The organism is Halosolutus sp. YCN4 (assembly GCF_059736495.1).
In genome coordinates this window covers 953,517-980,016 of the sequence record NZ_JCASSM010000001.1, presented here as the reverse complement: position 1 = coordinate 980,016, position 26,500 = coordinate 953,517, and the positions used below count along the sequence as shown (strand labels likewise).

Genomic DNA, 26,500 nt, shown 5'->3' with positions numbered 1-26,500 from the left:
TAATTCGCTACCCTTTTACGACCCTGTAAGCAACACATCGCTACAGTCTAGTGACGCGGCGCCGAAGCGTCACGGCATGACCGTCAGCGTACTCGTGCCGTCGTCGCTCACCCGGGAGGCCGAGGACAAACGCGAGGCAACTCGCAAACTCGGATACGTCGCCCGCGCGGCGACGATCTACCGGGCCGATCGCCTGGTCGTCTTCCCCGATCGGGAGGGCGAAACCGGGCGGTTCGACGGCGGGTTCGTAAGCACAGTGTTGCGGTACGCCGCAACGCCCCCGTACCTCCGCAACGAGGTCTGGGGGATGCGGGACGAACTGGAGTACGCGGGCGTACTGCCGCCGCTCCGCGCGGTGTCACAGACCGGCTCCGAATCGAACGGTTCGGGGTCGTCAAGACAAGGGATCGTGACCGAGGTCGGACCTGAAGGGCGCGTCCGGGTCAATTGCGGCTTGCAACACCCGATCTCCCTCAACACGCCTCCGAAAATGGAGGTCGAAGAGGGGGAGCGCGTGACCGTCAGGATCTCTTCGCGACGACCGGTCCGGGCGAAACTCGTCGACGAGCCCCTCCCGGGGCTGTCGGTCGAGCGGACGGACCTTTCGACAGCTCTCGGCCGTGAGGACGCCGGCGTTCGCATCGCGTCGTCCCGGTACGGTGAGGAACTCACCGTGGGACGGCTCGCGACGCTGGCCGGACGGGTCGAACGGGACGGGATGACCGTCGCGTTCGGCGCGCCCGAGAGGGGGCTGCCGGACATCCTCGGAATCGAGGCATCCGCGATCGAATCGTCGTCTCGCGACGACGGCGCGGATGACGGAGTCGAACCCACAGCCGATCCGGGGTTCGACCTCTGGCTGAACACGGTTCCGAACCAGGGGAGCGAGGTCGTGCGAACGGAGGAGGCTCTGTTCGCCACCCTCGCGCCCCTCTCACTCAGAGAGTGATAGAATGCCACAATCAAACGCACCACGCAAAGGCTCACTCGGGTTCGGCCCACGAAAGCGTGCGACCAGCGAGGTCCCGCGCTTTAACTCGTGGCCGGACGACGACGGACAGCCGACGCTCCAGGGCTTCGCGGGCTACAAGGCCGGCATGACCCACGTCGTCATGGTCGACGATAAAGCGAACTCGCCGACCGAGGGGATGGAACAGACCGTCCCCGTGACGATCGTGGAGACGCCGCCGATGCGCGCCGTCGCGCTGCGAGCGTACGAAGACACGCCGTACGGCAAGAAGCCGGTCACCGAGGTCTGGACCGACGAGTTCGTTCCCGAACTCGATCGCGTCCTCGATCTCCCCGGTGACGACTACGACACCGACGCAACCGCGGACGAACTCCGCGACCTCCTCGCGGAGGGACGCGTCGACGACGTGCGCGTCATCACGCACACGGTTCCCGGGGACGTTCCCTCGGTACCCAAGAAGAAGCCGGACGTGATGGAGACGCGCGTCGGCGGCGGCTCCGTCGAGGAGCGCGTCGACTACGCCCTCGAACTGCTCGAGGACGGCGGCGGTGAACACGTCATGAACGACGTGTTCCGCGCCGGCGAGTACGTCGACGCCAGCGGCGTCACGAAAGGGAAAGGAACCCAGGGTCCCGTCAAGCGGTGGGGCGTCCAGAAACGCAAGGGCAAGCACGCCCGGCAGGGCTGGCGCCGCCGCATCGGGAACCTCGGTCCCTGGAATCCGTCCCGCGTCCGGTCGACGGTCCCACAGCAGGGGCAGACCGGCTACCACCAGCGGACGGAACTGAACAAGCGCCTCGTCGACATCGGCGACGGGGCCGACGCGACGGTCGACGGCGGCTTCGTCAACTACGGCGAAGTCGACGGCCCGCACGCGTTGATCAAGGGCTCGCTCCCCGGGCCGGAACAGCGTCTCGTGCGCTTCCGCCCGGCGATCCGACCCGGAGACCAGCCGCGCCTCGACCCCGAGGTGCGCTACGTCTCCACCGCATCCAATCAGGGGTAGATAGCACATGGACGCAACAGTACGAGACCTGGACGGCTCGGACGCGGGTGAGGTCGAACTCCCGGCGGTCTTCGAGACCCAGTACCGCCCGGACCTGATCGCTCGCGCGGTCCGCGTCGCCCAGGCAAACCGGAAACAGGACTACGGCGCCGACGAGTTCGCCGGCCTTCGAACGCCGGCCGAGTCGTTCGGTAGCGGCCGAGGGATGGCCCACGTCCCCCGACAGGACGGACGCGGTCGCCGCGTTCCCCAGACGGTCAAGGGGCGCAAGGCCCACCCGCCGAAAGCCGAGAAGGACTGGTCCGAATCGATCAACACGAAAGAGAAGAAACTGGCCGTCCGCAGCGCGATCGCTGCGACGACCGACGCCGACCTCGTCGCCGAGCGCGGCCACGAGTTCGACGACGACGCCGAGATTCCGGTCGTCGTCTCCGACGAGTTCGAGGACCTCCAGAAGACGAAGGAGGTCGTCGAGTTCCTCGAGGCCGCCGGCCTCGCGGACGACATCGAACGCGCCGACGACGGTCGGGGCGTCCGATCGGGTCGCGGGAAGACCCGCGGCCGCAAGTACAAGGAGCCGTCGTCGATCCTGTTCGTGACCTCGAGCGAGTCCGGCCCGTCCCGTGCGGCCCGGAACCTCGCCGGCGCGGACGTCGCGACGGCCGCGGAGGTCAACGCGGAGGACCTGGCGCCGGGCGCACAGCCCGGTCGCCTGACCGTCTGGACCGAGAGCGCGCTCGAGGAGGTGGCGGACCGATGAGTTCGATCATCGAGCACCCGCTGGTCACGGAGAAGGCGATGAACGACATGGACTTCGAGAACAAGCTCCAGTTCGTCGTCAACCCGGACGCGACCAAGCCGGAAATCCGTGACGAGGTCGAAGACCGCTTCGACATCACGGTCGACAACGTCAACACGCAAGTGACGATGAAAGGCAAGAAGAAAGCAACCGTCAAACTCTCCGAGGACGACGACGCGCAGGAAGTCGCCTCGCGAATCGGGGTGTTCTGAGGATGGGACGACGCATTCTCGGACAACGGCGCGGACGCGGGACGCCGACGTTCCGTGCCCCGTCGCACCGATACAAGGCGAAACTCGACCACAAGAAAGAAGAAGACGACGACGTGGTCCGCGGGACGGTCGTGGACATCGAACACGACCCGGCCCGATCGGCGCCCGTCGCGGCCGTCGAGTTCGAGGACGGCGATCAGCGCCTCGTCCTCGCGCCCGAAGGCGTGGCCGTCGGCGAAGAGATCCAGGTCGGCGTCTCGGCGGAGATCAAGCCCGGCAACACGCTTCCGCTCGCGGAGATTCCGGAAGGCGTGCCGGTCTGTAACGTCGAGGCGAACCCGGGCGACGGCGGCAAGTTCGCCCGCTCCTCGGGTGTCAACGCGGACCTGATCACGCACGACCGCAACGCGGCGGTCGTCCAGCTGCCAAGCGGCGAGGTCAAGCGCCTCGATCCGCAGTGTCGAGCCACCATCGGCGTCGTCGCCGGCGGCGGTCGCACGGAGAAGCCGATGGTCAAGGCAGGGAACAAGTACCACAAGATGAGAGCCCGGGGCACGAAGTGGCCCCGCGTCCGCGGTGTCGCGATGAACGCCGTCGACCACCCGTTCGGTGGCGGCGGCCGACAGCACCCCGGCAAACCCAAGTCCATCTCGCGGGACGCCCCGCCGGGACGGAAGGTGGGTGACATCTCCTCGCGCCGTACCGGTCGAGGTGGAGACAAATGAGTCAGGAGTACAGAACCGGCCGCGAAGGTGAGTTCACCTACCGTGGCCACACGCTCGAGGAGCTGCAGGACATGGAGCTCGACGAGGTCGCGGAACTGCTACCCGCTCGCAAGCGGCGAAGTATCGAACGCGGACTCTCCGTCGAGAAGGAGAAGCTTCTCGAGGAGTCCCGCGGGAAAGACGAGGAAGAGACTGCGAACGCGCCGATCCGGACGCACCTGCGCGACATGCCGGTGCTGCCGGAGTTCGTCGGACTGACCTTCGAGGTCTACAACGGCCAGTCCTTCGAGCGCGTCCGCATCGAACCCGAGATGATCGGACACTATCTCGGCGAGTTCCAGCTGACCCGCACGTCCGTCGAACACGGACAGGCAGGGATCGGCGCGACTCGGTCCTCGAAGTTCGTCCCACTGAAGTGATCATCGTATGGGAATCAACTACTCAGTCGACGCGGACCCGGACGCGACCGCGAAAGCGATGCTCCGGGAGCGTCACATGAGCCACAAGCACAGCAAGGAGGTCGCCCGCGAGATCAAGGGCCGAACCGTCGAAGACGCCCAGGCGTACCTGCAGGACGTGATCGACGAAGTGCAGTCGGTGCCGTTCCGCTCGCACAACAGCGGCGTCGGCCACCGATCGGATATCGAAGGCTGGGACGCCGGTCGCTACCCCGAGAAGGTCTCGGAGGCGTTCCTCGACCTCCTCGAGAACGTCGAGGCCAACGCGGACCACCAGGGCTTCGACGGCGCGTCGATGGAGATCGTCCACGTCGCCGCCCACAAGGTCGGCGAGTCGGTCGGCCGCAAGCCCCGCGCGATGGGGCGGGCGAGTTCCTGGAACACGCCGGAAGTGGACGTCGAGATCGTCGTGAGCGAGGAAGACGCCGAGGACGAAGAAGGTGATAGCTAATGGCTGACGAACACCAGTTCATCGAAAACGGCCTGCAGCGGTCCCAGATCGACGAGTTCTTCGCGGAAGAACTCGGCCGCGCGGGCTACGGTGGCATGGACGTCGCCAAGACGCCGATGGGAACCCAGATCGTCCTCAAGGCCGAGAAGCCGGGGATGGTCATCGGCAAAGGCGGCGAGAACATCCGGAAGGTCACGACGGCTCTCGAGGAGAAGTTCAACCTCGAGGACCCGCAGATCGACGTGCAGGAGGTCGAAGAACCCGACCTCAACGCGCGGATCGTCGCGGACCGACTGGCCAACGCCCTCGAGCGTGGCTGGTACTTCCGGAAGGCCGGTCACACGACGATCGACCGGATCATGGAAGCCGGCGCGCTCGGCGCCGAGATCGTCCTCTCCGGGAAGGTCACGGGCGCACGATCGCGCGTCGAGAAGTTCAACCGCGGCTACATCAAGCACAACGGCGAACCCGCCGAAGAGGTCGTCGACCACGGCCAGGGCGTCGCGGTCATGAAACTCGGCACGATCGGCGTCGACGTCAAGATCATCCCGCCGGGTGCCGAACTGCCCGACGACTTCCAGATCCACGAGGATCTCGACCCCGAGGAAGTCGTTCCGGACGCCGTCGAGGCCAACGAGGCCGAGGGCGTCGAGGAACTGCTCGAGGGCGAACCCGAGGCAGCCGACGAAGCCGAGGCCGATGTCGAGGAACCGGCCGACGAGGCCGAACCCGAACTCGAGGAAGACGTCGAAGAAGTCATCGAGGAAGAAGTCGAGGCCGACGAAGACGAGGAGGTCGAGGTTCCCGACGAGTCGCCGGTCGAGGAGGAACTCGACGAACTCGAGGAAGACGTCGAAGCGGAAGCCGAGGAACTCGTCGCCGAGATGGAAGGCGACGAATCCGACGACGAGGGAGGTGACGCCTGATGGCGATCCTCCACGTCGACGAGATCCGCGACATGACGGCCGCGGAGCGCGAGGAAGAACTCGAAGAGCTCGAGACGGAACTGCTGAACCAGAAGTCCGTCCTCGCGGCCGGTGGGGCCCCGGAGAACCCGGGCCGGATCGGCGAACTGCGTCGCACGATCGCTCGGATCAAGACGATCCAGAGCGAGGAGGGGGATCTCGAATGAGATCCGAAATCCGAACGGGTCCAGTCCGTGAGGAAGGCGACTTCGAGGACGAAGCGTAACACAACAATGCCACTGACACCCGAGACACTGCCGCGACACGAACTCAACGGCCTCCCCGTGCGGATCGTCGAGAGCGACGATCCCTCGCGGGTCGGCATAGCGGGGCGTGTCGTCATCGAGACGACGAACACCCTGTCGATCGAAGTTCGCGACGACGGAGAGTCTCGGGTCGTCATGGTCCCGAAATCGGGCTCGACGTTCGAGTTCGCGATCACAGATGACGCCGCCGACCTCCAGAAGGGGTCGGGGACCGCGTCCAAACTGGCCGACACTCAACCTGCGGAGACCGAGCAATCGGATACCGCAGACCGAGCTGGCGAGGACGTGGCCTACGTTACGGTCGATGGATCGCGACTGCTCTCACGACCCGCCCGACGCACGGAAACGAATGGTGATTCACCATGGCAATAGGATTAGACGTTGAAACCCCTCCGGAACCGGAAAACCCGGAGGAATACGACTACGAGAAGTGTCCGTTCTACGGCGAGCTTCCCGTTCGAGGGCAGATCCTCGAGGGACAGGTCGTCTCGACGGACATGGAGAAGACCGTAGTCGTCGAACGAGAGTACGACGTGGCGGTCCCGAAGTACGACCGCTACATGAAGCGACGCTCGCGCATCCCGGCCCACGTACCGGGCGTGCTCGAGCCGCTCTCGGTCGGTGACACGGTCAAGATCGCAGAGACCCGACCACTGTCGAAGACCAAATCGCACGTGGTCGTCGAAGTAACCCAGGAAGCGACCGCCGAGGACATCGCCGAGCTCACGAGCCAGGCCGAGCCTGAGCCGGAGCTCTCGGACGAGGACCTCGCCGCGGGCGAAGACGAGGGTGATCAGTGATGGAGGCGATGAAAGCCGACGTCACCCAGGGCCTGAAGAAGGGGTCGCTGGTCACGTGTGCCGACAACACCGGCGCGCGCGAACTGAAGGTCATCAGCGTCTCGGGCTACCACGGCACCAAGAACCGCCAGCCGAAGGCGGGACTCGGTGACAAGGTGACCGTCTCGGTCACGAAGGGGACCCCCGAGATGCGCCGGCAGGTTCTCGAGGCCGTCATCGTCCGTCAGCGGAAAGCGATCCGCCGGCCCGACGGCACCCGCCTCAAGTTCGAGGACAACGCGGCGGTCATCATCGACGAGAACGAGGAGCCCCGCGGCACGGAGATCAAGGGGCCGATCGCCCGCGAAGTCGCAGAACGCTTCGGAGCAATCGCGTCCACCGCGACGATGATCGTATAATGACCAAACAACCACACAAACAGCGAACCCAGACGGAGCGTGCACCGCTGCACAAGCGGCAGAAGCAGCTCCACGCGACGCTGTCCGACGAACTCCGCGAGGAGTACGACACCCGACGCACCCGCGTCAACGCGGGCGACACCGTCGAGGTCATGCGCGGCGACCACGCCGGCGAGACCGGCGAGGTCCTTCGTGCGATCCTCGAAGACGGCACGATCCACGTCGAGGACGTCACCGTCGAGACGGCCGACGGCGAGGAAGTCCCGCGGCCGCTCGACCCCTCGAACGTCCGCATCACGGACCTCGACCTCGAGGACGAGCGTCGCGAAGCACGGCTCGAAGGTGATACCGAATGACGAACCACCAGAAACGACTGTCAGTACCGAAATCCTGGCCGGTCGAGCGAAAGACCGACGTCTTCACGGTCAAGGCCGGTGCCGGCCCGCACGGAGAGGACGGCGTCCCGCTCGTCGTCCTGCTGCGGGACGTGCTCGGCTACGTCGACTCGAAGAAGGAAGCACGATACGCCCTGAGCGAGGACGCGATCCTCGTCAACGGGGACCCGATCAACGACGAACAGCGCCCGATCGGCATGTTCGACATCGTTGCGTTCCCCGGACGCGAGGAGTACTACCGCGTCTTCCCCGACGAGGGCGGTCGGCTCGCGCTGACCGAGATCGACGCCGAGGCCGCCGGAAGCCGCCTCGGCAAGATCGAGGGCAAACAGCAGGTCCCGGGTGGCGACACCCAGCTGACCCTGCACGACGGGACGAACGTCATCGTCGACGATGACGAGTACTCCCCGAACGACTCGATCGTCGTCGACAACGAGGACAAGTCGATCGTCGCCCACTTCCCCTATGAGGAGGGCGCCTTGGTGACGGCCGTCCGTGGCAACCACGGCGGCAAGATCGGCGAGATCGACGCGATCGACGTCACGCCGGGCAGCGGCCCGAACACCGTCGGCGTCTCCACCGAGGATGGTGGCTTCGAGACCATCGAGGAGTACGTCGTCGTGATCGACGAGAACTTCACTGGTGGTGAGGACGATGAGTGAAGCCGAAGCCGACTTCCACGAGATGCGCGAACCGCGCGTCGAGAAGGTCGTCGTCCACATGGGCGTCGGTCGCGGTGGCCGCGAACTCGGGAAGGCCGAGGACATCATCGAGGAGATCACGGGCCAGGAGAGCGTCCGCACCCAGGCGAAAAAGACCGAACCCGACTTCGGCATTCGCCAGGGAGACCCGATCGGCACGAAGGTCACGCTTCGTGACGAGGACGCCACGGACTTCCTCGAGAAGTCGCTGCCGCTCGCGGAACTGTCCGCGACGCAGTTCGACGATACCGGCAACTTCAGCTTCGGTGTCGAGGAGCACACCGAGTTCCCGAGCCAGGAGTACGACCCGAACGTCGGGATCTACGGGCTGGACGTCACCGTCAACCTGGTGCGTCCGGGCTACCGCGTGGCCAAGCGCGACAAGGCCACGCGACCGATCCCGTCGAGTCACCGCCTGACGCCCGAGGACGCGATCGCGTTCGTCGAGGCGACTTTCGACGTCACCGTGGAGGAGTCCGCAGATGAGTGAAAGCGAAACCGAGAACGATCGCACGGGCGAGCACGCCGCAAAGCGCACCGGCCAGATCGAAGAGTGCCAGCGCTGTGGCCGCAAACAGGGACTCGTCGGCAAGTACGACATCAACCTGTGCCGGCAGTGCTTCCGCGAGATCGCCCGCGACATGGGATTCAAGAAGTACCGATAACATGACCGGAAACGATCCACTCAGCAACGCGCTCTCCGGACTCGACAACGCGGAGAGCGTCGGTCATCTGACCCACGAGGTAACGCCCGCCTCGAACGAGATCGGCAGCGTGCTCGAGGTCTTCTACGACCGCGGGTACATCGACGGCTTCGAGTACGTCGACGACGGCAAAGCCGGTCAGTTCGAGGTCGAACTGAAAGGAGCGATCAACGAGTGTGGCCCCGTCAAGCCCCGCTACGCCGCAGGCGCCGACGACTTCGAGAAGTGGGAGAAGCGCTATCTCCCCGCTCGAGACTTCGGTGCGCTCGTCGTGACGACGAGCAGCGGCATCATGAGCCACTACGAGGCTCGTGAGCAGGGGATCGGCGGCCAGGTGATCGCATACGTCTACTAACCATGCGAGTCGAACTGGAAATCCCCGAAAACGTATCCGTCGAGGTCGACCATCTCGACGTGACCGTCGATGGACCGGAAGGCACCGTGTCGCGGCGTCTCTGGTACCCCGACGTGACCGTCGAGCTCGAGGACGACACCGTGGTGATCGAAAGCGAGGCCGAGGACGCAAAGACCAACGCGACCGTCGGCACCTTCGAGAGTCACATTACCAACGCCTTCCACGGCGTGACCGAGGGCTGGGAGTACAAGATGGAAGTCTTCTACTCTCACTTCCCGATGCAGGTCCGCTCGGAGGGCGACGAGGTCGTCATCGAGAACTTCCTCGGCGAGAAGGCAGCGCGACGAACGACTATCCACGGTGAGACCGAGGTCTCCGTCGACGACGAGCGACTCGTCCTGTCCGGCCCCGACAAGGAGGACGTCGGACAGACGGCGGCGGACATCGAGCAGCTGACCCGCGTCAGCGGCAAGGACACCCGCGTCTTCCAGGACGGGGTCTACATCACCGAGAAACCCGCCAAAGGAGGTGCCTGATAGATGGCTGACGACGAACAGGAATCGGTTGCAGACGAACCGCAGGAACTCGAAGACATCAGCGGCGTCGGCGCGAGCAAAGCGGACGCGCTTCGCGACGCCGGCTTCGAGTCCATCGAGGACGTCAAGGAAGCCGACCAGGACGACCTGGCGGAGGCCGACGGCATCGGGAACGCACTCGCGGCCCGTATCAAGGCCGACGTCGGCGACCTCGAGGTCTCGGAGGAGACCGAAGCCGAGATCGAGGACGAGGCCGCCGAAGAGGAGGAACCCGAGGAAGACGTCGAGACCGAACTGCAGCCGCGCGGCCTGACCGAGAAGACGCCCGACCTCTCCGAGGACGAACAGCGTCTGCTCGATCGACGTCGCGACGTGAGCAAGCCGCAGTTCAACCGGCAGGACTACCACAAGAAAAAGCGGACGCCCGAATCCTGGCGTCGCCCGCGCGGACAGCTGTCCAAGCAGCGCCGCGGCGTCAAGGGCAAGGGTCCGAAAGTCCAGGCTGGCTTCCGCACGCCCACCGAAGTCCGTGGGAAACACCCCAGCGGCTTCGAGGAGGTCTACGTCGAGAACACGGACGACCTCGAAGGCGTCGACGGCGATCGCGAGGCGGTGCGAATCGCCTCTGCCGTCGGTGCGCGCAAGCGCGAACGGATCGAAGAGGAAGCCGAGGCCCAGGGCGTCCGCGTCCTGAACCCGACGTACGAAGAAGTCGAGGTGGAATCCAATGACTGATCTCTCCGCACAGAAACGACTGGCAGCCGACGTTCTCGACGTCGGCGAGAACCGGGTCTGGCTCGATCCCGACGCCCAGGCGGACATCGCCGAGGCGATCACCCGGGACGAGATCCGCGAACTCGTCGACGAGGGCCGTATCCAGGCCGAAGCGGCCGGCGGCAACTCCCGCGGCCGCGCCCGCGAGCGCAACGCGAAACGCGCCTACGGCCACCAGAAGGGGCCGGGCAAGCGCCGCGGCAAGAAGGGCGCGCGCCAGAACGAGAAAGAGGAGTGGGAGAGCAAGATTCGTGCACAGCGACGGAAACTCCGCGAACTCCGCGACAAGGGCGAGATCACGCCCACGCAGTACCGCCAGCTCTACAAGAAGGCCGGCGGTGGCGAGTTCCGGAGCGTCCGGTACCTGTTGAACTACATCGACGACAACTACGGTGACCAGTAATGGCGACAGGACCACGATACAACGTTCCGATGCGACGTCGCCGTGAGGTCCGGACGGACTACCACCAGAGGTTGCGCCTGCTGAAATCGGGCAAACCACGCCTCGTCGCTCGCAAGAGCAACAAGCACACTACGGCGCAGCTGATCACTCCCGGACCTCAGGGAGACGAGACACTTGCAAGCGCACACTCCGGCGATCTCGAAGAGTACGGCTGGGAGGCCCCGACGAGTAACATCTCGGCGGCCTACCTGACCGGCCTGCTGGCCGGCAAACGAGCCGTCGACGCCGGCCTCGAGGAAGCGGTCCTCGATATCGGCCTCAACACGGCGACGCCCGGCAACAAGGTGTTCGCCGTCCAGGAAGGGGCGATCGACGCCGGACTCGAGATCCCGCACAACGACAGCGTGCTCGCGGACTGGTCGCGTACCCGCGGCGAGCACATCGCCGAGTACGCCGAGCAGCTCGACGAACCGCTGTACAGCGGCGAGTTCGACGCGACCGAACTCCCAGAACACTTCGACGACGTACGAGAGGCGATTCTCGAATGAGTGGAAACAACTACAACGACGACGGATGGGAGCCCGTCACCCGCCTCGGCCGGAAGGTCCAGGAGGGTGACATCGACACGATGGAGGCCGCTCTCAACTCGGGACTCCCGCTGAAGGAGCCCGAAATCGTCGACCAGCTCCTCCCCGGACTGGACGACGAAGTGCTGGACATCAACATGGTCCAGCGAATGACCGACTCCGGACGCCGCGTGAAGTTCCGCTGCGTCGTCGCCGTCGGCAACCGCGACGGCTTCGTCGGCTACGCGGAAGGCCGGGACGACCAGGTCGGCTCCGCCATCCAGAAGGCGATCGGCATCGCGAAACTGAACATCATCCAGGTCCCGCGTGGCTCGGGTTCGTGGGAGGACCGATCCGATCGGCCCCACTCGCTGACCCGACGCACGACCGGGAAGGCCGGCTCCGTCGAGGTCGAACTCATCCCCGCCCCCGAAGGGCTGGGACTGGCCGCGAGCGACACCGTTCGCGCGGTCATCGAACTCGCGGGCATCGAGAACGCCTGGACCAAGAGTCACGGCAACACCCGGACGACGGTCAACCTCGCGAAGGCGACGTTCAACGCGCTCGAGAACGCCTCGCAGTCGCGCCACCCGCAGCGGCGACCGAACCGGGAGGAACCGGAGGTGGCTGAGTGATGAAGGCGATCGTGCAGGTTCGCGGCGAAGTGAACCGCCAGCAGGACGTCCAGGACACGCTCGAGATGCTCAACATCCACAGCGTGAACCACTGCGCGCTGGTCCCCGAGACGGACGCTTACGAGGGGATGATCGCGAAGGTCAACGACTACGTCGCCGTCGGCGAACCCGACGAGGACGTCCTCGAGACGGTGCTCGAAAAGCGCGCCGAACCCCTCGAGGGCGACCAGTCCGACGTCGACGAGGAGTGGCTCGCCGAACACACCGAGTACGACGACTTCGGTGCGCTCGCCGAGGCGCTGCTCGACGAGGAGACCACGCTCCGCGACGAGGGACTGTCGCCGACGCTGCGTCTCCACCCGCCGCGTGGCGGCCACGACGGCATCAAGAAGCCGACCGTCGAGGGCGGCCAACTCGGAAAACATACAACGGAGCAGATTAACGACCTGCTAGAATCGATGCGATAACCATGACGAGCAAAAAACGACGCCAGCGTGGATCGCGCACGCACAGCGGTGGCTCCCACAAGAACCGACGGGGTGCAGGCCACCGCGGTGGCCGCGGTCGCGCCGGGCGGAGCAAACACGAGTTCCACAACTACGAACCGAAAGGCAAGCACGGGTTCAAGCGACCACACGACATCCGGGACGAGGTCAAAGAGATCGACGTCCAGAAGCTAGACGAGGACGCGATCCTCTACGTCGCCGACGACCTCGCCGAGGAGACCGACGACGGCTACAGCCTCGACGCCCGCGACATCGTCGAGGACGGCCACGAGGCCGACGTCGTCAAGGTGCTCGGCTCCGGTCAGGTCCGCAACTCCCTCGAGGTAACGGCGGATGCGTTCTCCGACGCGGCTCGCGAGAAACTCGAAGAGGCCGGCGGTGAGGCCGTGGTCTCGGAGCGAGCCCAGGAAGACGAGGACGCCGAGGACGACGACGCCGAATCCGAACAGGACGAGGACTAACATATGGGATGGAAGGAAGCCGCTGAACCGGTCCTGACACGGATGCCCGCAGTCCGCCGGCCGGAGGGGCACGTCCCCTTCAAGCGCAAGCTGGCGTGGACGGCCGGCATCCTGATGTTGTACTTTTTCCTGACCAACATCACCCTGCTCGGTCTGTCCGGGCAGGGGACCGACCTCTTCGGCGAGTTCCGAGCGATCCTCGCCGGTTCGTTCGGGTCGGTGCTGCAGGTCGGTATCGGACCGATCGTCACCGCCAGCATCGTCTTGCAGCTGCTGGGTGGGGCGAACCTGCTCGGGCTCGACACGGACGACCCGCGCGATCAGGTCCTCTATCAGGGCCTCCAGAAGCTGCTCGTCATCATCATGACCGCATTGACCGCGCTCCCGATGGTGTTCGCCGGCGGCTTCCTGCCTGCCCAGACGTCGCTGTCCCTCGGCGGGTTTACCCTCGACCAGACGCAGGTCCAGATCCTGATGTTCGCCCAGATCTTCGTGGGCGGGATCCTCATCCTCTACATGGACGAGGTCGTCAGCAAGTGGGGCGTCGGCAGCGGGATCGGCCTGTTCATCATCGCCGGCGTCAGCCAGCGACTCGTCACCGGGTTGATCCAGCCGGCAGAAGGCGGGTTCTTCTACGACTGGTACCGGATCCTGACCGGCCAGGTCGAGGTCGGCTCGATCGTTGCCGGTGACGGACTGTACACGATCCTGCTCCAGGACGGGCACATCATCGCGTTACTGACGACGCTGCTGATCTTCGGGATCGTCGTCTACGCGGAGTCCGTCCGCGTCGAGATCCCGCTCAGTCACGCCCGCGTCAAGGGGGCCCGCGGACGCTTCCCCGTGAAGCTCATCTACGCGAGCGTCCTGCCGATGATCCTCGTCCGGGCGCTGCAGGCCAACATCCAGTTCCTGGGCCAGATCATCAACAGCCAGTGGGGCATGCCCGCGTGGCTGGGGACGTACAACAACCAGGGTCAACCCGTCGACGGGTTCTTCTACTACTTCGCGCCCATCTACTCGCCGAGCGACTGGATGTGGTTTACCGGCGAACTCAGTCAGGAAGCGTGGCAGGTCATGATCCGCGTCGGCATCGACGTGACGTTCATGGTCGTCGGCGGCGCGATCTTCGCCATCTTCTGGGTCGAAACCACGGACATGGGCCCGGAGGCGACGGCCAAGCAGATCCAGAACTCCGGGATGCAGATCCCCGGTTTCCGACAGAACGTCGGCGTCATCGAGAAGGTCATGGAGCGGTACATCCCGCAAGTGACCGTCATCGGCGGCGCGCTCGTCGGCCTACTCGCCGTCTGGGCCAACATGCTCGGCACGATCGGTGCCGTCTCCGGGACCGGGCTGCTCCTCGCCGTCTCCATCACGTACAAGCTGTACGAGGAGATCGCCGAGGAACAGCTCATGGAGATGCACCCGATGATGCGCCAGATGTTCGGCAAGGAGTAACGACTCCCTCTTTTCCGTCGTCGACTCGTTCTGGATGGCGTCGGTGGATCGTTGCGTAGGGGCCGGCCGATCGAGGCCGCGATTGGCTCACTGCGAGAAAGGCGCTAGACGCGAACGCGCACCTCGTAGTGACGGCCGTGACTTCTGATACGGAGCGTTCGTCGTTCGGTCAGTGCCGTCCAAATCGTCACCGGCGACGATAGCTTCCCGATCGCCGAGGAGAATATCAAGTAACAACACCTGTTGTAAACCGGAACCATTTTTCTCCGATCGACCGAGTGTCGACGTATGACACACCGGATGGAACGCGACGGACGAACGCGGTCTCCGCCGCGGTGGAGGCGATCGCAGGCCGCGGGGATCGAACGGACCGACGAGACCGTGGCGCCGATCGTCTATCCCCCCGAGGAAGACATCGCTCCCGATCTGCACTGCTGGGACACGTGGTTGCTCCGGACCCGCGACGGTTCGATCGCCGAAATCGACGGCTATCGCGTCATCTTCTCGCTGACGGCACCCGCGGACCTGTTGCCGGGGACGCGTCACGACGTGGCGGCGATCCGGTACTTCTACTCGGCGGACGGGCGCGACTGGACCTGCGGCGGACGGGTCTTCCCGGAGGGGACCGCCTTCGGCTCCCGCCAGTGGGCCGGTTCGGCGCTCTACGACGACGATCGGCTCTATCTGTTCTACACGGCCGCCGGGTCGCGTGACGAGACCGAACTGAGTTACACGCAGCGCATCGCGGTCGGTGCCGGCGGCACGATCACTGCCGACGAGGACGGCGTCTCGATCGTGGGCCCGTTCGAGCACGAGATCCTGCTCGAACCGGACGGCGAGTACTACGAGCGCGAGGATCAGTCCCGGGGAATGATCTACACCTTCCGGGATCCGTGGTTCTTCGAGGACCCGGCGAGCGGCGAGACGTGCCTGCTGTTCGAGGCCAACACGCCGATTCCGGACCCCGAGCGCGAGGACCGCTTCGACGCCGATCCGGCGGCACTTGAGTACAACGGCAGCGTCGGACTCGCCGTCTCGCGGTCCGGCGATCCGACCGAGTGGACGCTGGAGCCGCCGATACTCGAGGGCGTGGGAACGAACCAGGAACTCGAACGGCCCCACGTGGTCGTCCGGGACGACGGCTACTACCTGTTCGTCTCGAGCCACGAACACACGTTCGCACCCGATCTCGCGGGATACGACGCGCTGTACGGATTCGTCGCCGACTCGCTTCGCGGGGAGTACGCGCCCCTGAACGAGTCGGGACTCGTCGTCACCAATCCGGCGAGTGCCCCGTTCCAGACCTACTCGTGGCTCGCGTATCCACACCGCGAGGAGATCCTCGTCAGCAGCTTCTTCAACTACTACGACCTGCAGGGGCTCTCCCTGGACGACGTGGCTCACCTCCCGCCGGCGGAACAGCAGCGACGCTTCGGCGGGACGCTGGCACCGACCCTTCGACTGACGGCCGAGAACGCGGCGACGCGGATCCTCGGGACGCTCGAGCACGGCCACCTGCCGATCGTGAGCGAGGAATTACCGCCGCTGCTCTCGGCGTTCGCGGACGGCGGCTCCGGGACCGAATCGGGAGCCCGCTACGGCGACGGGCCGGTGAGCCGTTGATTCGACGCCGGGACGATCCCCACGTCACTCCTGTTCTGCCCAGGCGCTCCCGAGTTCCCAGACGCCCAGTTCCTCGACGGTGGCCGCTCCGCCCGCCGCGTACATCGACACGCCGTCGCTGTCCTCGCGGGTCGGATAGATCCGGGTCGTCAGGCAGTGGCGATCGTTCGCGAACAGTTCGAGGACCGACCCGTCGACGAACAGGCGGAGCGAGAGCGCGTCGTCGATCGGCGTGACGGGCATCGACACCGGGTCGGTCGAGGCGCGCGGGTCCAGGCTCGACCCCGCTCGATCGACCACGACGGTACTGTCCCGCGTGTACCTGATCAGGGTCTCCTCCTCGTTGTCTGGTGACTCGCGAACGACGAACCCGAACTCGTCGGCGTCGTCGAGTCGGATCTCCGCGCGGAGTTCGAGTGCGTACCCCGAAACGGGGAGCGATCGGTGGTCGTCGACGAGCCTCGTCGTTTCACCGTGGACGTGTGCCTCGCGAAGGGCCGTCAGTTCGGGGGCAGGTCGCTGGCGGAGGCGTCCGTCGGCGTCGAGGTCGACGTGACGCGGGAGCGACAGCGTGCCCGACCAGCCGGCGTCCCACTGGGCGCTCGCGTTCCGCGCTTCTTTCACCCAGCCCCACGTCAGCCATCGCCCCTCGTCGTCGCGCAGGGACTGTGGCGCGTAGAACGCCCCGTGATCGAGCAGGCCGGTTCGATCGATCTCGAACCGTCCCTCGTCGGCGTCGTACGTGCCGAGGTAGTACCTGACCTCCTCGTAGTTCGAGATGTGAAGCAGCTGCCGATCGCCGAAGTCGAGGAGTTCGGGACACTCCCACATCGCGCCGTCGCGTTCGGGGTCGCCGACGAGGATCGGGCCCCGGTACTCCCAGTCAGTCAGGTCGTCGTCCGTGCTCGTATAGAGGAGCGCCGTCCCGCCACCGTCCTCGATCCCGGAGCCGATCAGGTGGTGCCAGGTGCCGTCCTCGGCCCGCCAGACGCTGTGGTCGCGAAATTCCGCGCGCCAGTGTGCGGTCGATCGTAACGGTGGCTCGTCCGGAAGGTCGATGATGGGGTTCTCGACCGACTTCGTCCACGCCGAGAGGTCGTCGTCGACGGCCGTCCCGAGACACGGGAGTTGCAGGTCGTCGCGGCCGCCCGTGTAGAGGATCGTCGGCGTCCCGTCGACGTCGACCGCACAGCCGGACCAGCAGCCGTGCCGATCGGGGCCGTCGGGCGACGGGGTGAGAGCCACGGGCCGATCCTCCCATGTGACGAGGTCGTCGCTGACGGCGTGGCCCCAGTGGATCGTCTCGTGGTACGGTCCGCCTGGGTTGTACTGGTAGAACGCGTGATACTCGCCGTTCCACTGAATCATCCCGTTGGGATCGTTGAGCCAGTTCGCGGGCGGCGAGAGGTGATACTGCGGGCGGTGGTGATCGTCGGCCAGCGCGGCCCGACGACGGGAGAGGCCATCCGCGTCTTTCGGCCGTCCGTCGACCAGCCGTTCGTCAGCGGTGCCGAGCACGCCGAGGAGGTTGTCGACGAGTCGCGACCGGTTCTGTGCCGCCTCTCCAGCCGTCTCCCCGTCGAACCGCAGTGCCGTCCCGAGGCCGGCGACGTCGCCGTCGCCGACCTGCCAGCCCACGAGTGCGACCTCGCTGGGGGCGTCGTGGTCCGCTCGCAGGGTACTCGCGAGGACCTCACCGCGCTCGGGCAGAACTGAGTCGTACCGTGCGGACGGCTGTGAGCCGTCGACCGATCGCGTCGGGACCCGCAGCCCGTCCAGTCCGTCGAACGCCGGATGGTCGTCGTACAGCGCCTTCGCGAGCAACCCGGTGGTCGACGAGGGGTCCTCGACGATCGAGACGTCCGGCGAAACGGGATCGATCCCGAGGGCTGTCACCGCTTCGAGCGCACGCAGGGTGAGCAACAGGCCGCCGCCGGCGCGCAGGTGGGCCTTGATCGGCTCCCGACAGTCCGACAGTTCGGCGATCGGTTCGATCGACTCCGTCCGGTGCCACCAGAGGGCGTCGGCGGCCTCGAGCGACTCGGTTCCGGCGGCGACGTCGGCGAGCGAAATCGGCCGGGCGTCGAGGCCGGCGTCCGCACACCAGTCGAGTGCTGCTCGCTGTTCGGCCGACAACTCCCCATCGACCAGGAATCCGACGGGGGCAACGGATGTACTCATCTATACGCAGTCCAACGCCGGATCGTAATAGAACTGCCGCAGTGGCTCGCCGGCGGGTTCCGATCGCCCGACGACTGCGGACGCCGTCGGAGCCCTCAGTTCGGACTCGATCGAGGATTCTCGTCGTCGGGAAGCGCCGATCGGCTGCAGAAGACGAAAACCGCGTGGGGAATCGCCGCGAGTGCGTCGAAAACAGTTACTGGATGGAGTAGCCCGCCGCGAGCGTCAGCAGGAAGACCATGAACAGGGCCGTCGCCATCAGGTAGGTGATCGATCGGGGCTCCTCGATCAGGTGCTGGTAGTAGCCCGCGATCAGGCTCGACTTGATGATGGCGAGGACGACCGTTCCGGCGATCGCCATCTGATACGAGAAGATCTGGTCGAGTTCGAAGAAGACGAACTTCCCCGTAGCCAACACCACCAGTGCGACGTAGATGAGTGCGTACGTGCGAAGGCCAGCCATTGGTACGCTATCAGACTGACGGCCACTTATAGCTTCCTCATGCGATCGCGACCGGCCGACGAAAACGACACGTAGATGGGGCCACGGACGAACCATCGCACAATGAGTGGACGATCGGCTCTCGGTCGTCGGGCCGCGATCGCGCTCCTGATCGGTCTCGCACTGCTCACGGTGTCCGTCGGCGTCGTCGCCGCGAGTAACGTCGCCGCCGGACTCTCCCAGGAGAGCGGTGACGTCACCGTTCCGACGTGGCTCTACCTCGCGACCGGCGGCGGCGTCATCGGCGCGTCAGCCCTCATGACGATGCTCGTCACCGATCGGACGGTCATCGACGACTACCACGACCGATCGGTCGGGGTCGGAACCGAGCAGGTCGTCGCCGCTGGCTCGCTCCTGCTCGGCACGCTCGGCCTGTTCGGACTGGCGCTTGTGATCGTCGTCGCGGGGCTCGGCCCCGACGTCGCCGGCTTCGCCAGTGCGGCGGTGCTCCTGACGTTCGTCGGGGGTCGCGCACTGCTGACGACGATCGCCTACGTCGTCGGCGACCCCTGGCCCGCCCTGAACCCGTGGCGTCGGATCGCCGGGGTGCTCCCGCACGGGTTCGTCGCCGAGGAATACCCCCGGCGACTGGGTTCGTGGCCCGCGGTGGCCGCGCTCCTCGCGCTCCTCTGGCTCGAGATCGTCGCCCCGCTGAGTTCCTCGCCGGGGGCGTTGCTCCTCGCAGTGCTCGGCTACTCCGCGTTCACGATCGGCGGTGCCGTCGCGTTTTCGCCGGCGACGTGGTTCGACCGCGGCGGCGATCCCGTCTCGACGTGGTTCCGCATGTACGGGGCCGTCGCCCCGGTCCAGCGAACCGACGACGGCCTCGCGGTGCGGTTCCCCGGGGCGCGTCTCGGGGACGACGACCTGATCACCGACGTCTCGGCGATCGCGTTCGTCCTCGTCCTCGTCTGGGAACTGACCTATAGCGGCTTCATCGTCACCGCACCCGGCGTCGCGACGATCGAGTACCTCGTCGGTCTCGGCTTCCCGCCGGAACTCGTCTACCTCGTCCTCCTGCTCGCCGGGTTCTGGCTGTTCTGGAAGGTCTACTGGTTCGCGGCCGAGCGGACCCGAGAACGCGCCGAGACGTACATCTCGACGCGCTATCTCGCGCTCCGATTCGCGCCGGCGTTGCTGGCGATCGCGGCCGGCTACCACTTCGCCCACTACGCCGGGTTCGCGATCACCCTGTGGCCGTCGCTACTGGAGACGCTCGCGACACCGCTTTCCCCGCCCGCGAACCCGACCCAGTACCGACTCGCGTCGTGGTTCGGATACGTCGAGATCGCCGGCATCCTGCTCGGGCACATCCTCGCGGTCTGGGTCTCGCACACAATCGCGTTCGAACTCTTCCCGGGCAAGCTGCAGGCGATCCGCAGCCAGTACCCCTTCGTCGTCGTGATGATCTTCTTCACGATGGTCAGTCTCTACCTCGTCTCCATGCCGACGATGAGCCCACCGTTCGTGGCCGCGTGAGCGGTCGACGACTCGGACTGGTCTCCTGGTAGTCGGGATCCCATCCGACTCGACGCCGGGACCCCGTTCGACTCGATGGGTGAGACCGTATCCGATCCGACACCGGTACACACTTGACCGGAAGGCGACAAGGAACTGCTACTGGCAATGAACGCGACACGGGTCACTGACGTCGAACCGGTGGCCGCGGTCGATCGGGTGACCGATATCGAGTACGACGTCCCGACGGACGAGACGCCCGAACACACCTGTCCCTACTGCGATCGCCCCTTCCGATCGGAACGGTACCTGACCTTCCACGTCGGGAGCGCCCACGCCGAGGAGTGCTCAGACTCCGAACGGGAGACGTTCGACGAGATCCGCGACGACGAGCAGCACGACCTGTTCACCTTCCACGTCAAGGCGGCCGTGAGCGTCTTCCTGCTGTACTTCATGTTCACGTTCATCTACGCGCTGGTCTGGGTCGGCTGACGGAACGGGTCACGACGTCGACGAACCGGCCCGATCGATCGGGTGTGTTCGGTCCGATATCAGACGACTGCCGAGTCCCGTCCCGACAGAGAGTCCGTTCGACCGTGTAGCCCCGCCGGACCGTGGCTGCCGTGACCCGGCCGGTCAGCCGATTGCCGCAACTGGTTTCCCGTAGGGAATCTCTTAACTTCGTGACTCACCAGTGTACGTACCATGACCGCGCGTGCCCCGGTATCGGGCCCTCTCCCCAGTTCTCGAAACCGGGGTCGTCTCGTCCTCGTGGTTTCACTCCTGCTGGGAACGGCGCTCGCCGGACTCCCGATCGCTGGCGGCGTTGGGATCGGTGACGCTGCCGATCCCGGTTCCGACGCGTCGATCCGGTCCGGCGATGGGACGGGCGGCATCGTCGACGAGGGACTGCCGGACGACGGATCGATCGAGGTAATCGTTCGGCTCGAGGACCCCGACATTCCGGCGACGATGTCCGGATCAGAGGTCGAATCGAAACTCGAGAGTTACGCGAACGAGACCCAGGACCCGGTGCTGGCACACGCAGAAACGACCGCCGGCGTCACCGTCGAGGAGGAACTCTGGCTCACCAACGCGGTCGTGCTCACGGTCGATACCGATCGTGCCGATCTCGAACCGATCGCGGCTCTCGACGTCGTCGAGCGCGTCCACGAGAACTTCGCGGTGTCGACCCCGGAACGGCAGTCGGCGACGACCGCGAGTCTCGCCGGTGCAACCGGGTCCGAGACGACGACCACCGGGCGAACGTGGGGGATCGACTATCTGAACGTCCCTGCCGTCTGGGAGACGTACGGGACCCGAGGCGAGGGCGTTCGCGTCGCAGTCCTCGATACGGGCGTCGACGCCACCCACCCCGACATCGACCTCTACACGGAAGACCCGTCGGACCCGACCTACCCGGGCGGGTGGGCCGAGTTCAACGAAACGGGCGCCCGTGTTCCGGGTTCGACGCCGTACGATTCCGATTTCCACGGGACCCACGTGAGCGGCACCGTCGCCGGTGGGAACGCGAGCGGAACCCGGATCGGCGTCGCGCCCGGGGTCGAACTGCTCCACGGACTCGTCCTGACCGATACCGGCGGCTCGTTCGCCCAGGTCGTCGCCGGCATGGAGTGGGCGGTGGCGAACGACGCCGACGTCGCCAGCATGAGTCTGGGGACGGCGGGGAAACACCCCGCGTTCATCGAACCGGTGCAGAACGCCCGCGACAGCGGGACAATCGTCGTGGGTGCGATCGGCAACGACGGCCACGGCACGTCCAGTTCGCCGGGTAACGTCGACGACGCGCTCGCCGTCGGCGCGGTCGCGCCGGACGGGACGGTCCCCGCGTTCTCCGGTGGCGAACGGATCGATCGGTCCGACTGGACGGTCACGCCGGCCGCGTGGCCGGCTACCTACGTCGCCCCCGACGTCGTCGCCCCCGGTGTGGCGGTCACGAGCGCCGTTCCCGGTGGCGAGTACGCGCGTCTGCCGGGCACGTCGATGGCGACGCCACACGTCGCCGGCACGATCGCCCTGCTCGTGTCGGTCGAACCCGAGGCGACCCTCGCCGAGATCGAGTCGGCACTGACCGACTCCGCTTCGATCCCCGCTGCGGCGACCGACCTCGACGCCACCGTCGATCCGGAGACGCGGTACGGGCTCGGCGTCGTCGACGCCAGGGCTGCGACGGACGCGCTGGTCGAAGCCCGGGCCGAAACCGACCCGGTATCCCTCGACGAGGAAAGCGACGCGAACGACTCGAGGGAGCCGAACAGCACTGGTCCGACCATCATCGGGCCGATCGTCCTCGTCGCAACGATCGGTTTCGTCGCGCTCCTCGTCACACTCAGCCTCGCACGGATCCGAGGCCGGTAACGACGCTCGAGGTCGTTCGATCGATCGCCGACTCGCTTCTGTTGGCGTCGTCGACCGCGAGATCAGCGAGTGAGTCAGCGGTCCGATCCTCGGCACGACGAGCGCCTCGGTCGGCGCTGTAGATCCGGGCCGACCGGATCGCGACCCTGGTCGATCGGCTCACAGTGAAAACGCGCGCTCGCGTCGAGAACGGCGGTGCAGTCGAAATCCCGGTCAGTGACGAAGACAGAAGGGCGGGGTGGCCGCTACATCAGGTAGAACAGCGGGAACAGGAACACCCACACGATGTCGACGAAGTGCCAGTAGAGCCCGAAGTACTCGACTGGCCGGTGATCCTCGAGGTAGGCGTCGATGGACACGATCCGGTAGATCATGAAGCCGGCGACCAGCAGTCCGAGGATCACGTGTAGTGCGTGCATCCCGGTGGTCACGAAGTACAGCGAGTACTGGAGCTCCGTGAACCAGTAGATGCCGTGGGCGAATTCCTGTGTCCACTCCCAGGCCTTCACACCGAGGAACGTCAGGCCGAGCAGGAGCGTCGCGACCATCGTCCCGAGCAGCCCCTTCCGATTCTCGCGTTCGGCCATCACCAGCGCGAGGATGACCGTGAAGCTGGAAGTCAACAGGATGTACGTGTTGATCAGCCCGGCCTCCGTCGACGGCGGCACGGGCCCCCAGGTGCCCCAACCCGCGTGGAGGCGCGCGAAGATGTACGCGCCGATCGCGGCACCGAAGACGACGACGTCCGACGCCAGGAAGACCCAGATGCCGAACTTGGTGTTGCCGACGCCGCCGAACGGCCAGCGTTCGGCAACGGCCATCTCGGGGGCGTTGAACTCCTCTTTGCCGAAGTTAAAGAGCGTGACCGCCAGGATGGCGAGTCCCGCGACCAGAATGGCCGGATAGATCACGTTGGGCTCGCCCATGTCCGTGATCCCCTCTGCACCGCGCTCGGCGGCGAACTGGGCCGCGTACGGGGTCATCCCGCTCAGGCCGAGGAAGAACACGCCCATTCCGAGCCCGATTCCGAGGGGCCAGATGCTGGCGTGGTCTGCGTGTTCCTCCTCGTGGAGTTCCGTCTCGGCCGTCGCGACGCCACCGTCCGTGGCGGCCTGCGAGTCGTCGACGAACTCGAGTCGGCCGCTCGCGTAGCTTGGCCGATCGTGCCAGTTTTCGAGCGGCGGCGGCGAGGGGATCGCCCATTCGGCGGTTCGCGAGAACTCCCACGGGTTGTCGGGCGCTTTCGGCCCGCGGAGCCAGCTGTGGGCGAACGTCGCGAACATGATCAGGAACGACGCGCCGAAGACGAACGCCCCGACCGTCGAAAGCTGGTGGTAAATCTGCACTCCCTCACCGTAGTGGAAGACGCGGCGGGGCGTCTCCCACGCGAGGAACTGCGGGAAGTACAGCAGGTTGAACCCGATGAAGTAGACCGCGAAGTTGAGTTTCCCCAGCGCCTCGGAGTACATTTTCCCGGAAATCTTCGGCCACCAGTAGTAGAGGCCACCGACGAGCGCGGTGACGCCCGAGACCATCACGTAGTGGAAGTGAGCCACGACCCAGTAGGTGCCACGGAACTCGTAGTCGAGCACGACGGCACCCAGGAAGACCCCGGTGATCCCGCCCAGAATGAACAGGACGAGCGCGCCGAGGCTAAAGAGGAACGGGGTCGTAAACCGAACCCGGCCCTTGACCATCGTGTAGATCAGCGCGAAGACCATCAGGTCGAACGGGAGCGAGATCCCGATCGTCGTCGCCATGAACAGGGTCTTGATCTCGAGGTTGATCGTCGTCAGGAACATGTGGTGCATCCAGACGAGGAACGACTGGACGGCCACGAGGACCATCGCGATGATGACCCACTTCCGACCAACGAGACGTCGACCACAGAAGGTCTGGAACGTCTCGAACATGATCCCCAGTGCGGGGAAGAAGACGATGTACACCTCGGGGTGACCGAAGAACCAGAACAGGTGAGCCCACAGCAGGCTCGACCCCTGGTCGGTCGCGAAGTACTGCGTGAGGAAGACGCGGTCGATCGAGAGCAACAGCAGCGCGGCGAGCAGTGCCGCGAACGCGAACAGCATCATCCAGACGGTCAGCAGCCACGACCAGGTGAACATCGGGAGGTTCCACAGGCCGAGGCCCTCCGCGCGCGAGCGGTGGATCGTCACGAGGAAGTTGACTGTCCCGACCGTGATCGACATGACGAACAGCGTCAGCGCGAGGACCGCCGCGGTGCCGCCGGTCATTGCCTCCATCGCCGGCGTGTACGTCGGCACGTTCAGCGGCGCGTACATCGTCCAGCCGCCGGCCCAGGTCCCGCCCTGGAAGAACGAGACCCCGAACAGCAGGCCCGAGAAGAGGTAGAACCAGTAACTCAGGGCGTTCAGTCGGGGGAACGCGAGGTCTTTCGCCCCGATCTGGAGGGGGACGAAGTAGTTCGCGAACCCGGTCGCGATCGGCGAGAGGAACCAGAAGACCATCAGGAGGCCGTGTGTCGAGACGGCCTGGTTGTACTCGCGGTTCGTCAGCAGGTCGATGCCGCCCGTCTCCCACAGATGTGCGCGGAACAAGAGCGCCATCACGCCGCCGAAGACGAGGAAGAACAGGGCCGTCGAGAGATAGAGCATACCGACGTCCTTGTGATTCGTCGTCACGAGCCACCGTTTGACGGACGTCATCGGTGGAAGATCACTCATCAGTTATCACCTCCACTCTCGTTGTCTGGATTGTCATTGGTGGTTTCATTTCCGGAGTCGGTCTCGTTGCCGTTCGTTTCGTCGCCGTTCTCGTCGCTCCCGTTCTCTTCGTCACCGTTCTCGTCGTCACTGGGGGCTTCCTCTTCGAGCCACTCGTTGAACTCCTCTTCTTCCATGACGTTGACCTGCCCGGTCATCTGAGTGTGGCCGTCACCACAGAGCTCGAAGCACTTGATCTCGTACGTTTCACCGGCCTCATCTGCCATGAACCAGTTTTGTTCCTCTTCGCCGGGGATGGCGTCGGATTTGACCTTTAGCTCGGGTATGCCGAACGTGTGCCACACGTCACCGCCGGTCGTCGTGATCCAGATCGGCGTGTTGGCCGGCACGTTCATCGTACTGACCGACTCCGCGCCGTTCTCGTACTCGAAGAACCACGCGAACCCTTCGCCGGTCACATCGATCTCGACCGCGTCCTCGCCGGGCCCTTCGCCCGGCCCATCTTCGACGTACAGTAGCATGCCGTACGTCCAGATAACCAGCGAAATGACGATGATGGCACTCAGGCCGAACGAGAGGAACAGTTTCTTGCCGCCCTTTCCACCAGTCGGTAACTCTCCGAGTGTCGGCACGTCTTCGTCGCTCGCCGAGCCTGTATCCCGGTACTTGTACGCGTTGTACAGGGTATACGCGACGACGATGACGCCGACGAGCGTCCCGAGTCCGAGGAAGACGAGGAAAATCTCCTCGAACACGTCGACACGCGTCTGTGCCTGCATCGGAGTCGTAACTGCGTTGAAGATCGTATTCACCTCTTTTGAAGACCTCTTATATGTCGGAGGATGATTTCCGAGAGCACTTATCTATTTGGAAAGCGGCCCGCCGGGGGCCGTCGTATGGCGGGTATCCGCGATCGAGTCCGGGGACGATCGATCGACGATCAGCGGTTCCGACTCGGTTCATCACGAACGCGTTGGACCGGCAGGTCTTTTATCTGTCGTTCGTCTCGTCGCCGAGTCGCGGGACAATCCTGGATTACCGCCGTCCACCGTTTCGCTTCCGAACACGTTCGCCGCTCAACCACCTGCTAGCATCGACGGTCACGACG

At 65.5% G+C, this 26,500-nt stretch carries 33 protein-coding genes; 29 read left to right on the top strand and 4 right to left on the bottom strand.

The genetic code is table 11. From position 1 onward, the window contains the following. The first annotated feature begins 76 nt into the window (after positions 1–76). From AC6I6X_RS04855 to AC6I6X_RS04730, 26 genes are all read left to right on the top strand, one after another. Positions 77–949 carry a putative RNA uridine N3 methyltransferase gene (locus AC6I6X_RS04855; protein WP_497929367.1) on the top strand — a complete coding sequence of 291 codons (873 nt, stop codon included), beginning with the start codon at positions 77–79 and terminating at the stop codon, positions 947–949. Positions 950–953: 4 nt separating this feature from the next. Continuing rightward, a complete protein-coding gene (locus AC6I6X_RS04850) occupies positions 954–1,976 on the top strand; it encodes a 50S ribosomal protein L3 (RefSeq protein ID WP_497929366.1) in 1,023 nt (340 codons plus the stop codon). A 7-nt stretch (positions 1,977–1,983) separates the two neighbouring features. Continuing rightward, positions 1,984–2,736 (top strand): 50S ribosomal protein L4, encoded by a 753-nt coding sequence (rpl4p, locus tag AC6I6X_RS04845; protein WP_497929365.1) that lies wholly within the window; start codon positions 1,984–1,986, stop codon positions 2,734–2,736. Next, positions 2,733–2,987, top strand: a complete 255-nt coding sequence (locus AC6I6X_RS04840; RefSeq protein WP_250141677.1) for a 50S ribosomal protein L23 — start codon at positions 2,733–2,735, stop codon at positions 2,985–2,987. The genes rpl4p and AC6I6X_RS04840 overlap by 4 nt, the downstream gene beginning before the upstream one ends. A gap of 2 nt (positions 2,988–2,989) precedes the next feature. Continuing rightward, a complete protein-coding gene (locus AC6I6X_RS04835; protein WP_497929363.1) occupies positions 2,990–3,712 on the top strand; it encodes a 50S ribosomal protein L2 in 723 nt (240 codons plus the stop codon). After that, positions 3,709–4,131 carry a 30S ribosomal protein S19 gene (locus AC6I6X_RS04830; RefSeq protein ID WP_497929362.1) on the top strand — a complete coding sequence of 141 codons (423 nt, stop codon included), beginning with the start codon at positions 3,709–3,711 and terminating at the stop codon, positions 4,129–4,131. Before AC6I6X_RS04835 ends, AC6I6X_RS04830 begins: the two co-directional genes overlap by 4 nt. A gap of 7 nt (positions 4,132–4,138) precedes the next feature. Continuing rightward, complete coding sequence (locus tag AC6I6X_RS04825) at positions 4,139–4,621, top strand: 50S ribosomal protein L22 (protein WP_497929361.1); 483 nt, start codon at positions 4,139–4,141, stop codon at positions 4,619–4,621. Continuing rightward, positions 4,621–5,547 (top strand): 30S ribosomal protein S3, encoded by a 927-nt coding sequence (locus AC6I6X_RS04820; protein WP_497929360.1) that lies wholly within the window; start codon positions 4,621–4,623, stop codon positions 5,545–5,547. Before AC6I6X_RS04825 ends, AC6I6X_RS04820 begins: the two co-directional genes overlap by 1 nt. Further along, positions 5,547–5,753: a 50S ribosomal protein L29 gene (rpmC, locus tag AC6I6X_RS04815; protein WP_497929359.1), complete on the top strand. Its 207-nt coding sequence runs from the start codon at positions 5,547–5,549 to the stop codon at positions 5,751–5,753. The genes AC6I6X_RS04820 and rpmC overlap by 1 nt, the downstream gene beginning before the upstream one ends. A 66-nt stretch (positions 5,754–5,819) precedes the next feature. Then, complete coding sequence (locus AC6I6X_RS04810) at positions 5,820–6,224, top strand: ribonuclease P protein component 1 (RefSeq protein ID WP_497929358.1); 405 nt, start codon at positions 5,820–5,822, stop codon at positions 6,222–6,224. Continuing rightward, entirely contained in the window at positions 6,215–6,652 is a 438-nt protein-coding gene (locus tag AC6I6X_RS04805) for a 30S ribosomal protein S17 (RefSeq protein WP_250141684.1), read from the top strand. Before AC6I6X_RS04810 ends, AC6I6X_RS04805 begins: the two co-directional genes overlap by 10 nt. Then, a complete protein-coding gene (locus AC6I6X_RS04800; protein ID WP_497929357.1) occupies positions 6,652–7,050 on the top strand; it encodes a 50S ribosomal protein L14 in 399 nt (132 codons plus the stop codon). The genes AC6I6X_RS04805 and AC6I6X_RS04800 overlap by 1 nt, the downstream gene beginning before the upstream one ends. Beyond that, positions 7,050–7,406, top strand: coding sequence for a 50S ribosomal protein L24 (gene rplX, locus AC6I6X_RS04795; protein ID WP_497929356.1), 357 nt, complete (start codon positions 7,050–7,052; stop codon positions 7,404–7,406). Before AC6I6X_RS04800 ends, rplX begins: the two co-directional genes overlap by 1 nt. Then, positions 7,403–8,107 carry a 30S ribosomal protein S4e gene (locus tag AC6I6X_RS04790; protein ID WP_497929355.1) on the top strand — a complete coding sequence of 235 codons (705 nt, stop codon included), beginning with the start codon at positions 7,403–7,405 and terminating at the stop codon, positions 8,105–8,107. Before rplX ends, AC6I6X_RS04790 begins: the two co-directional genes overlap by 4 nt. Next, positions 8,100–8,636 (top strand): 50S ribosomal protein L5, encoded by a 537-nt coding sequence (locus AC6I6X_RS04785; protein ID WP_497929354.1) that lies wholly within the window; start codon positions 8,100–8,102, stop codon positions 8,634–8,636. Before AC6I6X_RS04790 ends, AC6I6X_RS04785 begins: the two co-directional genes overlap by 8 nt. Beyond that, positions 8,629–8,811: a 30S ribosomal protein S14 gene (locus tag AC6I6X_RS04780; RefSeq protein ID WP_497929353.1), complete on the top strand. Its 183-nt coding sequence runs from the start codon at positions 8,629–8,631 to the stop codon at positions 8,809–8,811. Before AC6I6X_RS04785 ends, AC6I6X_RS04780 begins: the two co-directional genes overlap by 8 nt. Position 8,812: 1 nt before the next feature. Then, complete coding sequence (locus tag AC6I6X_RS04775; protein ID WP_250141689.1) at positions 8,813–9,205, top strand: 30S ribosomal protein S8; 393 nt, start codon at positions 8,813–8,815, stop codon at positions 9,203–9,205. A 2-nt stretch (positions 9,206–9,207) separates the two neighbouring features. Next, positions 9,208–9,741 (top strand): 50S ribosomal protein L6, encoded by a 534-nt coding sequence (locus tag AC6I6X_RS04770; protein WP_497929352.1) that lies wholly within the window; start codon positions 9,208–9,210, stop codon positions 9,739–9,741. Positions 9,742–9,744: 3 nt separating this feature from the next. Further along, positions 9,745–10,476 (top strand): 50S ribosomal protein L32e, encoded by a 732-nt coding sequence (locus AC6I6X_RS04765; RefSeq protein ID WP_497929351.1) that lies wholly within the window; start codon positions 9,745–9,747, stop codon positions 10,474–10,476. After that, on the top strand, positions 10,469–10,918 hold the full coding sequence (locus tag AC6I6X_RS04760; protein WP_497929350.1) for a 50S ribosomal protein L19e: 450 nt from the start codon (positions 10,469–10,471) through the stop codon (positions 10,916–10,918). The genes AC6I6X_RS04765 and AC6I6X_RS04760 overlap by 8 nt, the downstream gene beginning before the upstream one ends. Then, a complete protein-coding gene (locus tag AC6I6X_RS04755) occupies positions 10,918–11,466 on the top strand; it encodes a 50S ribosomal protein L18 (RefSeq protein ID WP_497929349.1) in 549 nt (182 codons plus the stop codon). The genes AC6I6X_RS04760 and AC6I6X_RS04755 overlap by 1 nt, the downstream gene beginning before the upstream one ends. Continuing rightward, positions 11,463–12,119, top strand: a complete 657-nt coding sequence (locus tag AC6I6X_RS04750; protein ID WP_250141694.1) for a 30S ribosomal protein S5 — start codon at positions 11,463–11,465, stop codon at positions 12,117–12,119. Before AC6I6X_RS04755 ends, AC6I6X_RS04750 begins: the two co-directional genes overlap by 4 nt. After that, complete coding sequence (rpmD, locus tag AC6I6X_RS04745) at positions 12,119–12,586, top strand: 50S ribosomal protein L30 (protein ID WP_497929348.1); 468 nt, start codon at positions 12,119–12,121, stop codon at positions 12,584–12,586. Before AC6I6X_RS04750 ends, rpmD begins: the two co-directional genes overlap by 1 nt. A gap of 2 nt (positions 12,587–12,588) precedes the next feature. Then, a complete protein-coding gene (locus AC6I6X_RS04740; protein WP_497929347.1) occupies positions 12,589–13,086 on the top strand; it encodes an uL15m family ribosomal protein in 498 nt (165 codons plus the stop codon). Between the two features lie 3 nt (positions 13,087–13,089). Then, positions 13,090–14,547, top strand: coding sequence for a preprotein translocase subunit SecY (gene secY / locus AC6I6X_RS04735; RefSeq protein ID WP_497929346.1), 1,458 nt, complete (start codon positions 13,090–13,092; stop codon positions 14,545–14,547). A 288-nt stretch (positions 14,548–14,835) separates the two neighbouring features. Continuing rightward, positions 14,836–16,170, top strand: a complete 1,335-nt coding sequence (locus tag AC6I6X_RS04730; protein ID WP_497929345.1) for a glycoside hydrolase family 68 protein — start codon at positions 14,836–14,838, stop codon at positions 16,168–16,170. 24 nt (positions 16,171–16,194) lie between these two features. Here AC6I6X_RS04730 and AC6I6X_RS04725 read toward each other — a convergent pair whose 3' ends face one another. Further along, the gene (locus AC6I6X_RS04725; protein WP_497929344.1) at positions 16,195–18,351 is read right to left on the bottom strand and encodes a GH32 C-terminal domain-containing protein; all 2,157 of its coding nucleotides are present in this window, start codon (positions 18,349–18,351) and stop codon (positions 16,195–16,197) included. A 196-nt stretch (positions 18,352–18,547) separates the two neighbouring features. Beyond that, complete coding sequence (locus AC6I6X_RS04720; RefSeq protein WP_497929343.1) at positions 18,548–18,814, bottom strand: cytochrome C oxidase subunit IV family protein; 267 nt, start codon at positions 18,812–18,814, stop codon at positions 18,548–18,550. Between the two features lie 102 nt (positions 18,815–18,916). Here AC6I6X_RS04720 and AC6I6X_RS04715 point away from each other — a divergent pair, with 102 nt between their 5' ends. The 3 genes from AC6I6X_RS04715 to AC6I6X_RS04705 all read left to right on the top strand — a co-directional run bounded on the left by AC6I6X_RS04715 (position 18,917) and on the right by AC6I6X_RS04705 (position 22,690). After that, positions 18,917–20,332: a hypothetical protein gene (locus AC6I6X_RS04715; protein ID WP_497929342.1), complete on the top strand. Its 1,416-nt coding sequence runs from the start codon at positions 18,917–18,919 to the stop codon at positions 20,330–20,332. A 147-nt stretch (positions 20,333–20,479) separates the two neighbouring features. Then, complete coding sequence (locus AC6I6X_RS04710; RefSeq protein ID WP_497929341.1) at positions 20,480–20,803, top strand: DUF7410 domain-containing protein; 324 nt, start codon at positions 20,480–20,482, stop codon at positions 20,801–20,803. A gap of 213 nt (positions 20,804–21,016) precedes the next feature. Further along, the gene (locus AC6I6X_RS04705; RefSeq protein WP_497929340.1) at positions 21,017–22,690 is read left to right on the top strand and encodes a S8 family serine peptidase; all 1,674 of its coding nucleotides are present in this window, start codon (positions 21,017–21,019) and stop codon (positions 22,688–22,690) included. A gap of 245 nt (positions 22,691–22,935) precedes the next feature. On the opposite strand, the gene AC6I6X_RS04700 is transcribed toward AC6I6X_RS04705, so the two are convergent. Next, positions 22,936–25,392 (bottom strand): cbb3-type cytochrome c oxidase subunit I, encoded by a 2,457-nt coding sequence (locus AC6I6X_RS04700; RefSeq protein ID WP_497929339.1) that lies wholly within the window; start codon positions 25,390–25,392, stop codon positions 22,936–22,938. After that, positions 25,392–26,171 carry a cytochrome c oxidase subunit II gene (gene coxB, locus AC6I6X_RS04695; RefSeq protein WP_497929338.1) on the bottom strand — a complete coding sequence of 260 codons (780 nt, stop codon included), beginning with the start codon at positions 26,169–26,171 and terminating at the stop codon, positions 25,392–25,394. Before coxB ends, AC6I6X_RS04700 begins: the two co-directional genes overlap by 1 nt. Positions 26,172–26,500: the final 329 nt, after the last annotated feature.

What these genes read in the sequence shown, in the direction of transcription:
- AC6I6X_RS04855 (WP_497929367.1), top strand. Translation starts at nt 77, where the DNA reads ATGACCGTCAGCGTACTCGTGCCGTCGTCGCTCACCCGGGAGGCCGAG.
- AC6I6X_RS04850 (WP_497929366.1), top strand. Translation starts at nt 954, where the DNA reads ATGCCACAATCAAACGCACCACGCAAAGGCTCACTCGGGTTCGGCCCA.
- rpl4p (WP_497929365.1), top strand. Translation starts at nt 1,984, where the DNA reads ATGGACGCAACAGTACGAGACCTGGACGGCTCGGACGCGGGTGAGGTC.
- AC6I6X_RS04840 (WP_250141677.1), top strand. Translation starts at nt 2,733, where the DNA reads ATGAGTTCGATCATCGAGCACCCGCTGGTCACGGAGAAGGCGATGAAC.
- AC6I6X_RS04835 (WP_497929363.1), top strand. Translation starts at nt 2,990, where the DNA reads ATGGGACGACGCATTCTCGGACAACGGCGCGGACGCGGGACGCCGACG.
- AC6I6X_RS04830 (WP_497929362.1), top strand. Translation starts at nt 3,709, where the DNA reads ATGAGTCAGGAGTACAGAACCGGCCGCGAAGGTGAGTTCACCTACCGT.
- AC6I6X_RS04825 (WP_497929361.1), top strand. Translation starts at nt 4,139, where the DNA reads ATGGGAATCAACTACTCAGTCGACGCGGACCCGGACGCGACCGCGAAA.
- AC6I6X_RS04820 (WP_497929360.1), top strand. Translation starts at nt 4,621, where the DNA reads ATGGCTGACGAACACCAGTTCATCGAAAACGGCCTGCAGCGGTCCCAG.
- rpmC (WP_497929359.1), top strand. Translation starts at nt 5,547, where the DNA reads ATGGCGATCCTCCACGTCGACGAGATCCGCGACATGACGGCCGCGGAG.
- AC6I6X_RS04810 (WP_497929358.1), top strand. Translation starts at nt 5,820, where the DNA reads ATGCCACTGACACCCGAGACACTGCCGCGACACGAACTCAACGGCCTC.
- AC6I6X_RS04805 (WP_250141684.1), top strand. Translation starts at nt 6,215, where the DNA reads ATGGCAATAGGATTAGACGTTGAAACCCCTCCGGAACCGGAAAACCCG.
- AC6I6X_RS04800 (WP_497929357.1), top strand. Translation starts at nt 6,652, where the DNA reads ATGGAGGCGATGAAAGCCGACGTCACCCAGGGCCTGAAGAAGGGGTCG.
- rplX (WP_497929356.1), top strand. Translation starts at nt 7,050, where the DNA reads ATGACCAAACAACCACACAAACAGCGAACCCAGACGGAGCGTGCACCG.
- AC6I6X_RS04790 (WP_497929355.1), top strand. Translation starts at nt 7,403, where the DNA reads ATGACGAACCACCAGAAACGACTGTCAGTACCGAAATCCTGGCCGGTC.
- AC6I6X_RS04785 (WP_497929354.1), top strand. Translation starts at nt 8,100, where the DNA reads ATGAGTGAAGCCGAAGCCGACTTCCACGAGATGCGCGAACCGCGCGTC.
- AC6I6X_RS04780 (WP_497929353.1), top strand. Translation starts at nt 8,629, where the DNA reads ATGAGTGAAAGCGAAACCGAGAACGATCGCACGGGCGAGCACGCCGCA.
- AC6I6X_RS04775 (WP_250141689.1), top strand. Translation starts at nt 8,813, where the DNA reads ATGACCGGAAACGATCCACTCAGCAACGCGCTCTCCGGACTCGACAAC.
- AC6I6X_RS04770 (WP_497929352.1), top strand. Translation starts at nt 9,208, where the DNA reads ATGCGAGTCGAACTGGAAATCCCCGAAAACGTATCCGTCGAGGTCGAC.
- AC6I6X_RS04765 (WP_497929351.1), top strand. Translation starts at nt 9,745, where the DNA reads ATGGCTGACGACGAACAGGAATCGGTTGCAGACGAACCGCAGGAACTC.
- AC6I6X_RS04760 (WP_497929350.1), top strand. Translation starts at nt 10,469, where the DNA reads ATGACTGATCTCTCCGCACAGAAACGACTGGCAGCCGACGTTCTCGAC.
- AC6I6X_RS04755 (WP_497929349.1), top strand. Translation starts at nt 10,918, where the DNA reads ATGGCGACAGGACCACGATACAACGTTCCGATGCGACGTCGCCGTGAG.
- AC6I6X_RS04750 (WP_250141694.1), top strand. Translation starts at nt 11,463, where the DNA reads ATGAGTGGAAACAACTACAACGACGACGGATGGGAGCCCGTCACCCGC.
- rpmD (WP_497929348.1), top strand. Translation starts at nt 12,119, where the DNA reads ATGAAGGCGATCGTGCAGGTTCGCGGCGAAGTGAACCGCCAGCAGGAC.
- AC6I6X_RS04740 (WP_497929347.1), top strand. Translation starts at nt 12,589, where the DNA reads ATGACGAGCAAAAAACGACGCCAGCGTGGATCGCGCACGCACAGCGGT.
- secY (WP_497929346.1), top strand. Translation starts at nt 13,090, where the DNA reads ATGGGATGGAAGGAAGCCGCTGAACCGGTCCTGACACGGATGCCCGCA.
- AC6I6X_RS04730 (WP_497929345.1), top strand. Translation starts at nt 14,836, where the DNA reads ATGACACACCGGATGGAACGCGACGGACGAACGCGGTCTCCGCCGCGG.
- AC6I6X_RS04725 (WP_497929344.1), bottom strand. Translation starts at nt 18,351, where the DNA reads ATGAGTACATCCGTTGCCCCCGTCGGATTCCTGGTCGATGGGGAGTTG.
- AC6I6X_RS04720 (WP_497929343.1), bottom strand. Translation starts at nt 18,814, where the DNA reads ATGGCTGGCCTTCGCACGTACGCACTCATCTACGTCGCACTGGTGGTG.
- AC6I6X_RS04715 (WP_497929342.1), top strand. Translation starts at nt 18,917, where the DNA reads ATGAGTGGACGATCGGCTCTCGGTCGTCGGGCCGCGATCGCGCTCCTG.
- AC6I6X_RS04710 (WP_497929341.1), top strand. Translation starts at nt 20,480, where the DNA reads ATGAACGCGACACGGGTCACTGACGTCGAACCGGTGGCCGCGGTCGAT.
- AC6I6X_RS04705 (WP_497929340.1), top strand. Translation starts at nt 21,017, where the DNA reads ATGACCGCGCGTGCCCCGGTATCGGGCCCTCTCCCCAGTTCTCGAAAC.
- AC6I6X_RS04700 (WP_497929339.1), bottom strand. Translation starts at nt 25,392, where the DNA reads ATGAGTGATCTTCCACCGATGACGTCCGTCAAACGGTGGCTCGTGACG.
- coxB (WP_497929338.1), bottom strand. Translation starts at nt 26,171, where the DNA reads ATGCAGGCACAGACGCGTGTCGACGTGTTCGAGGAGATTTTCCTCGTC.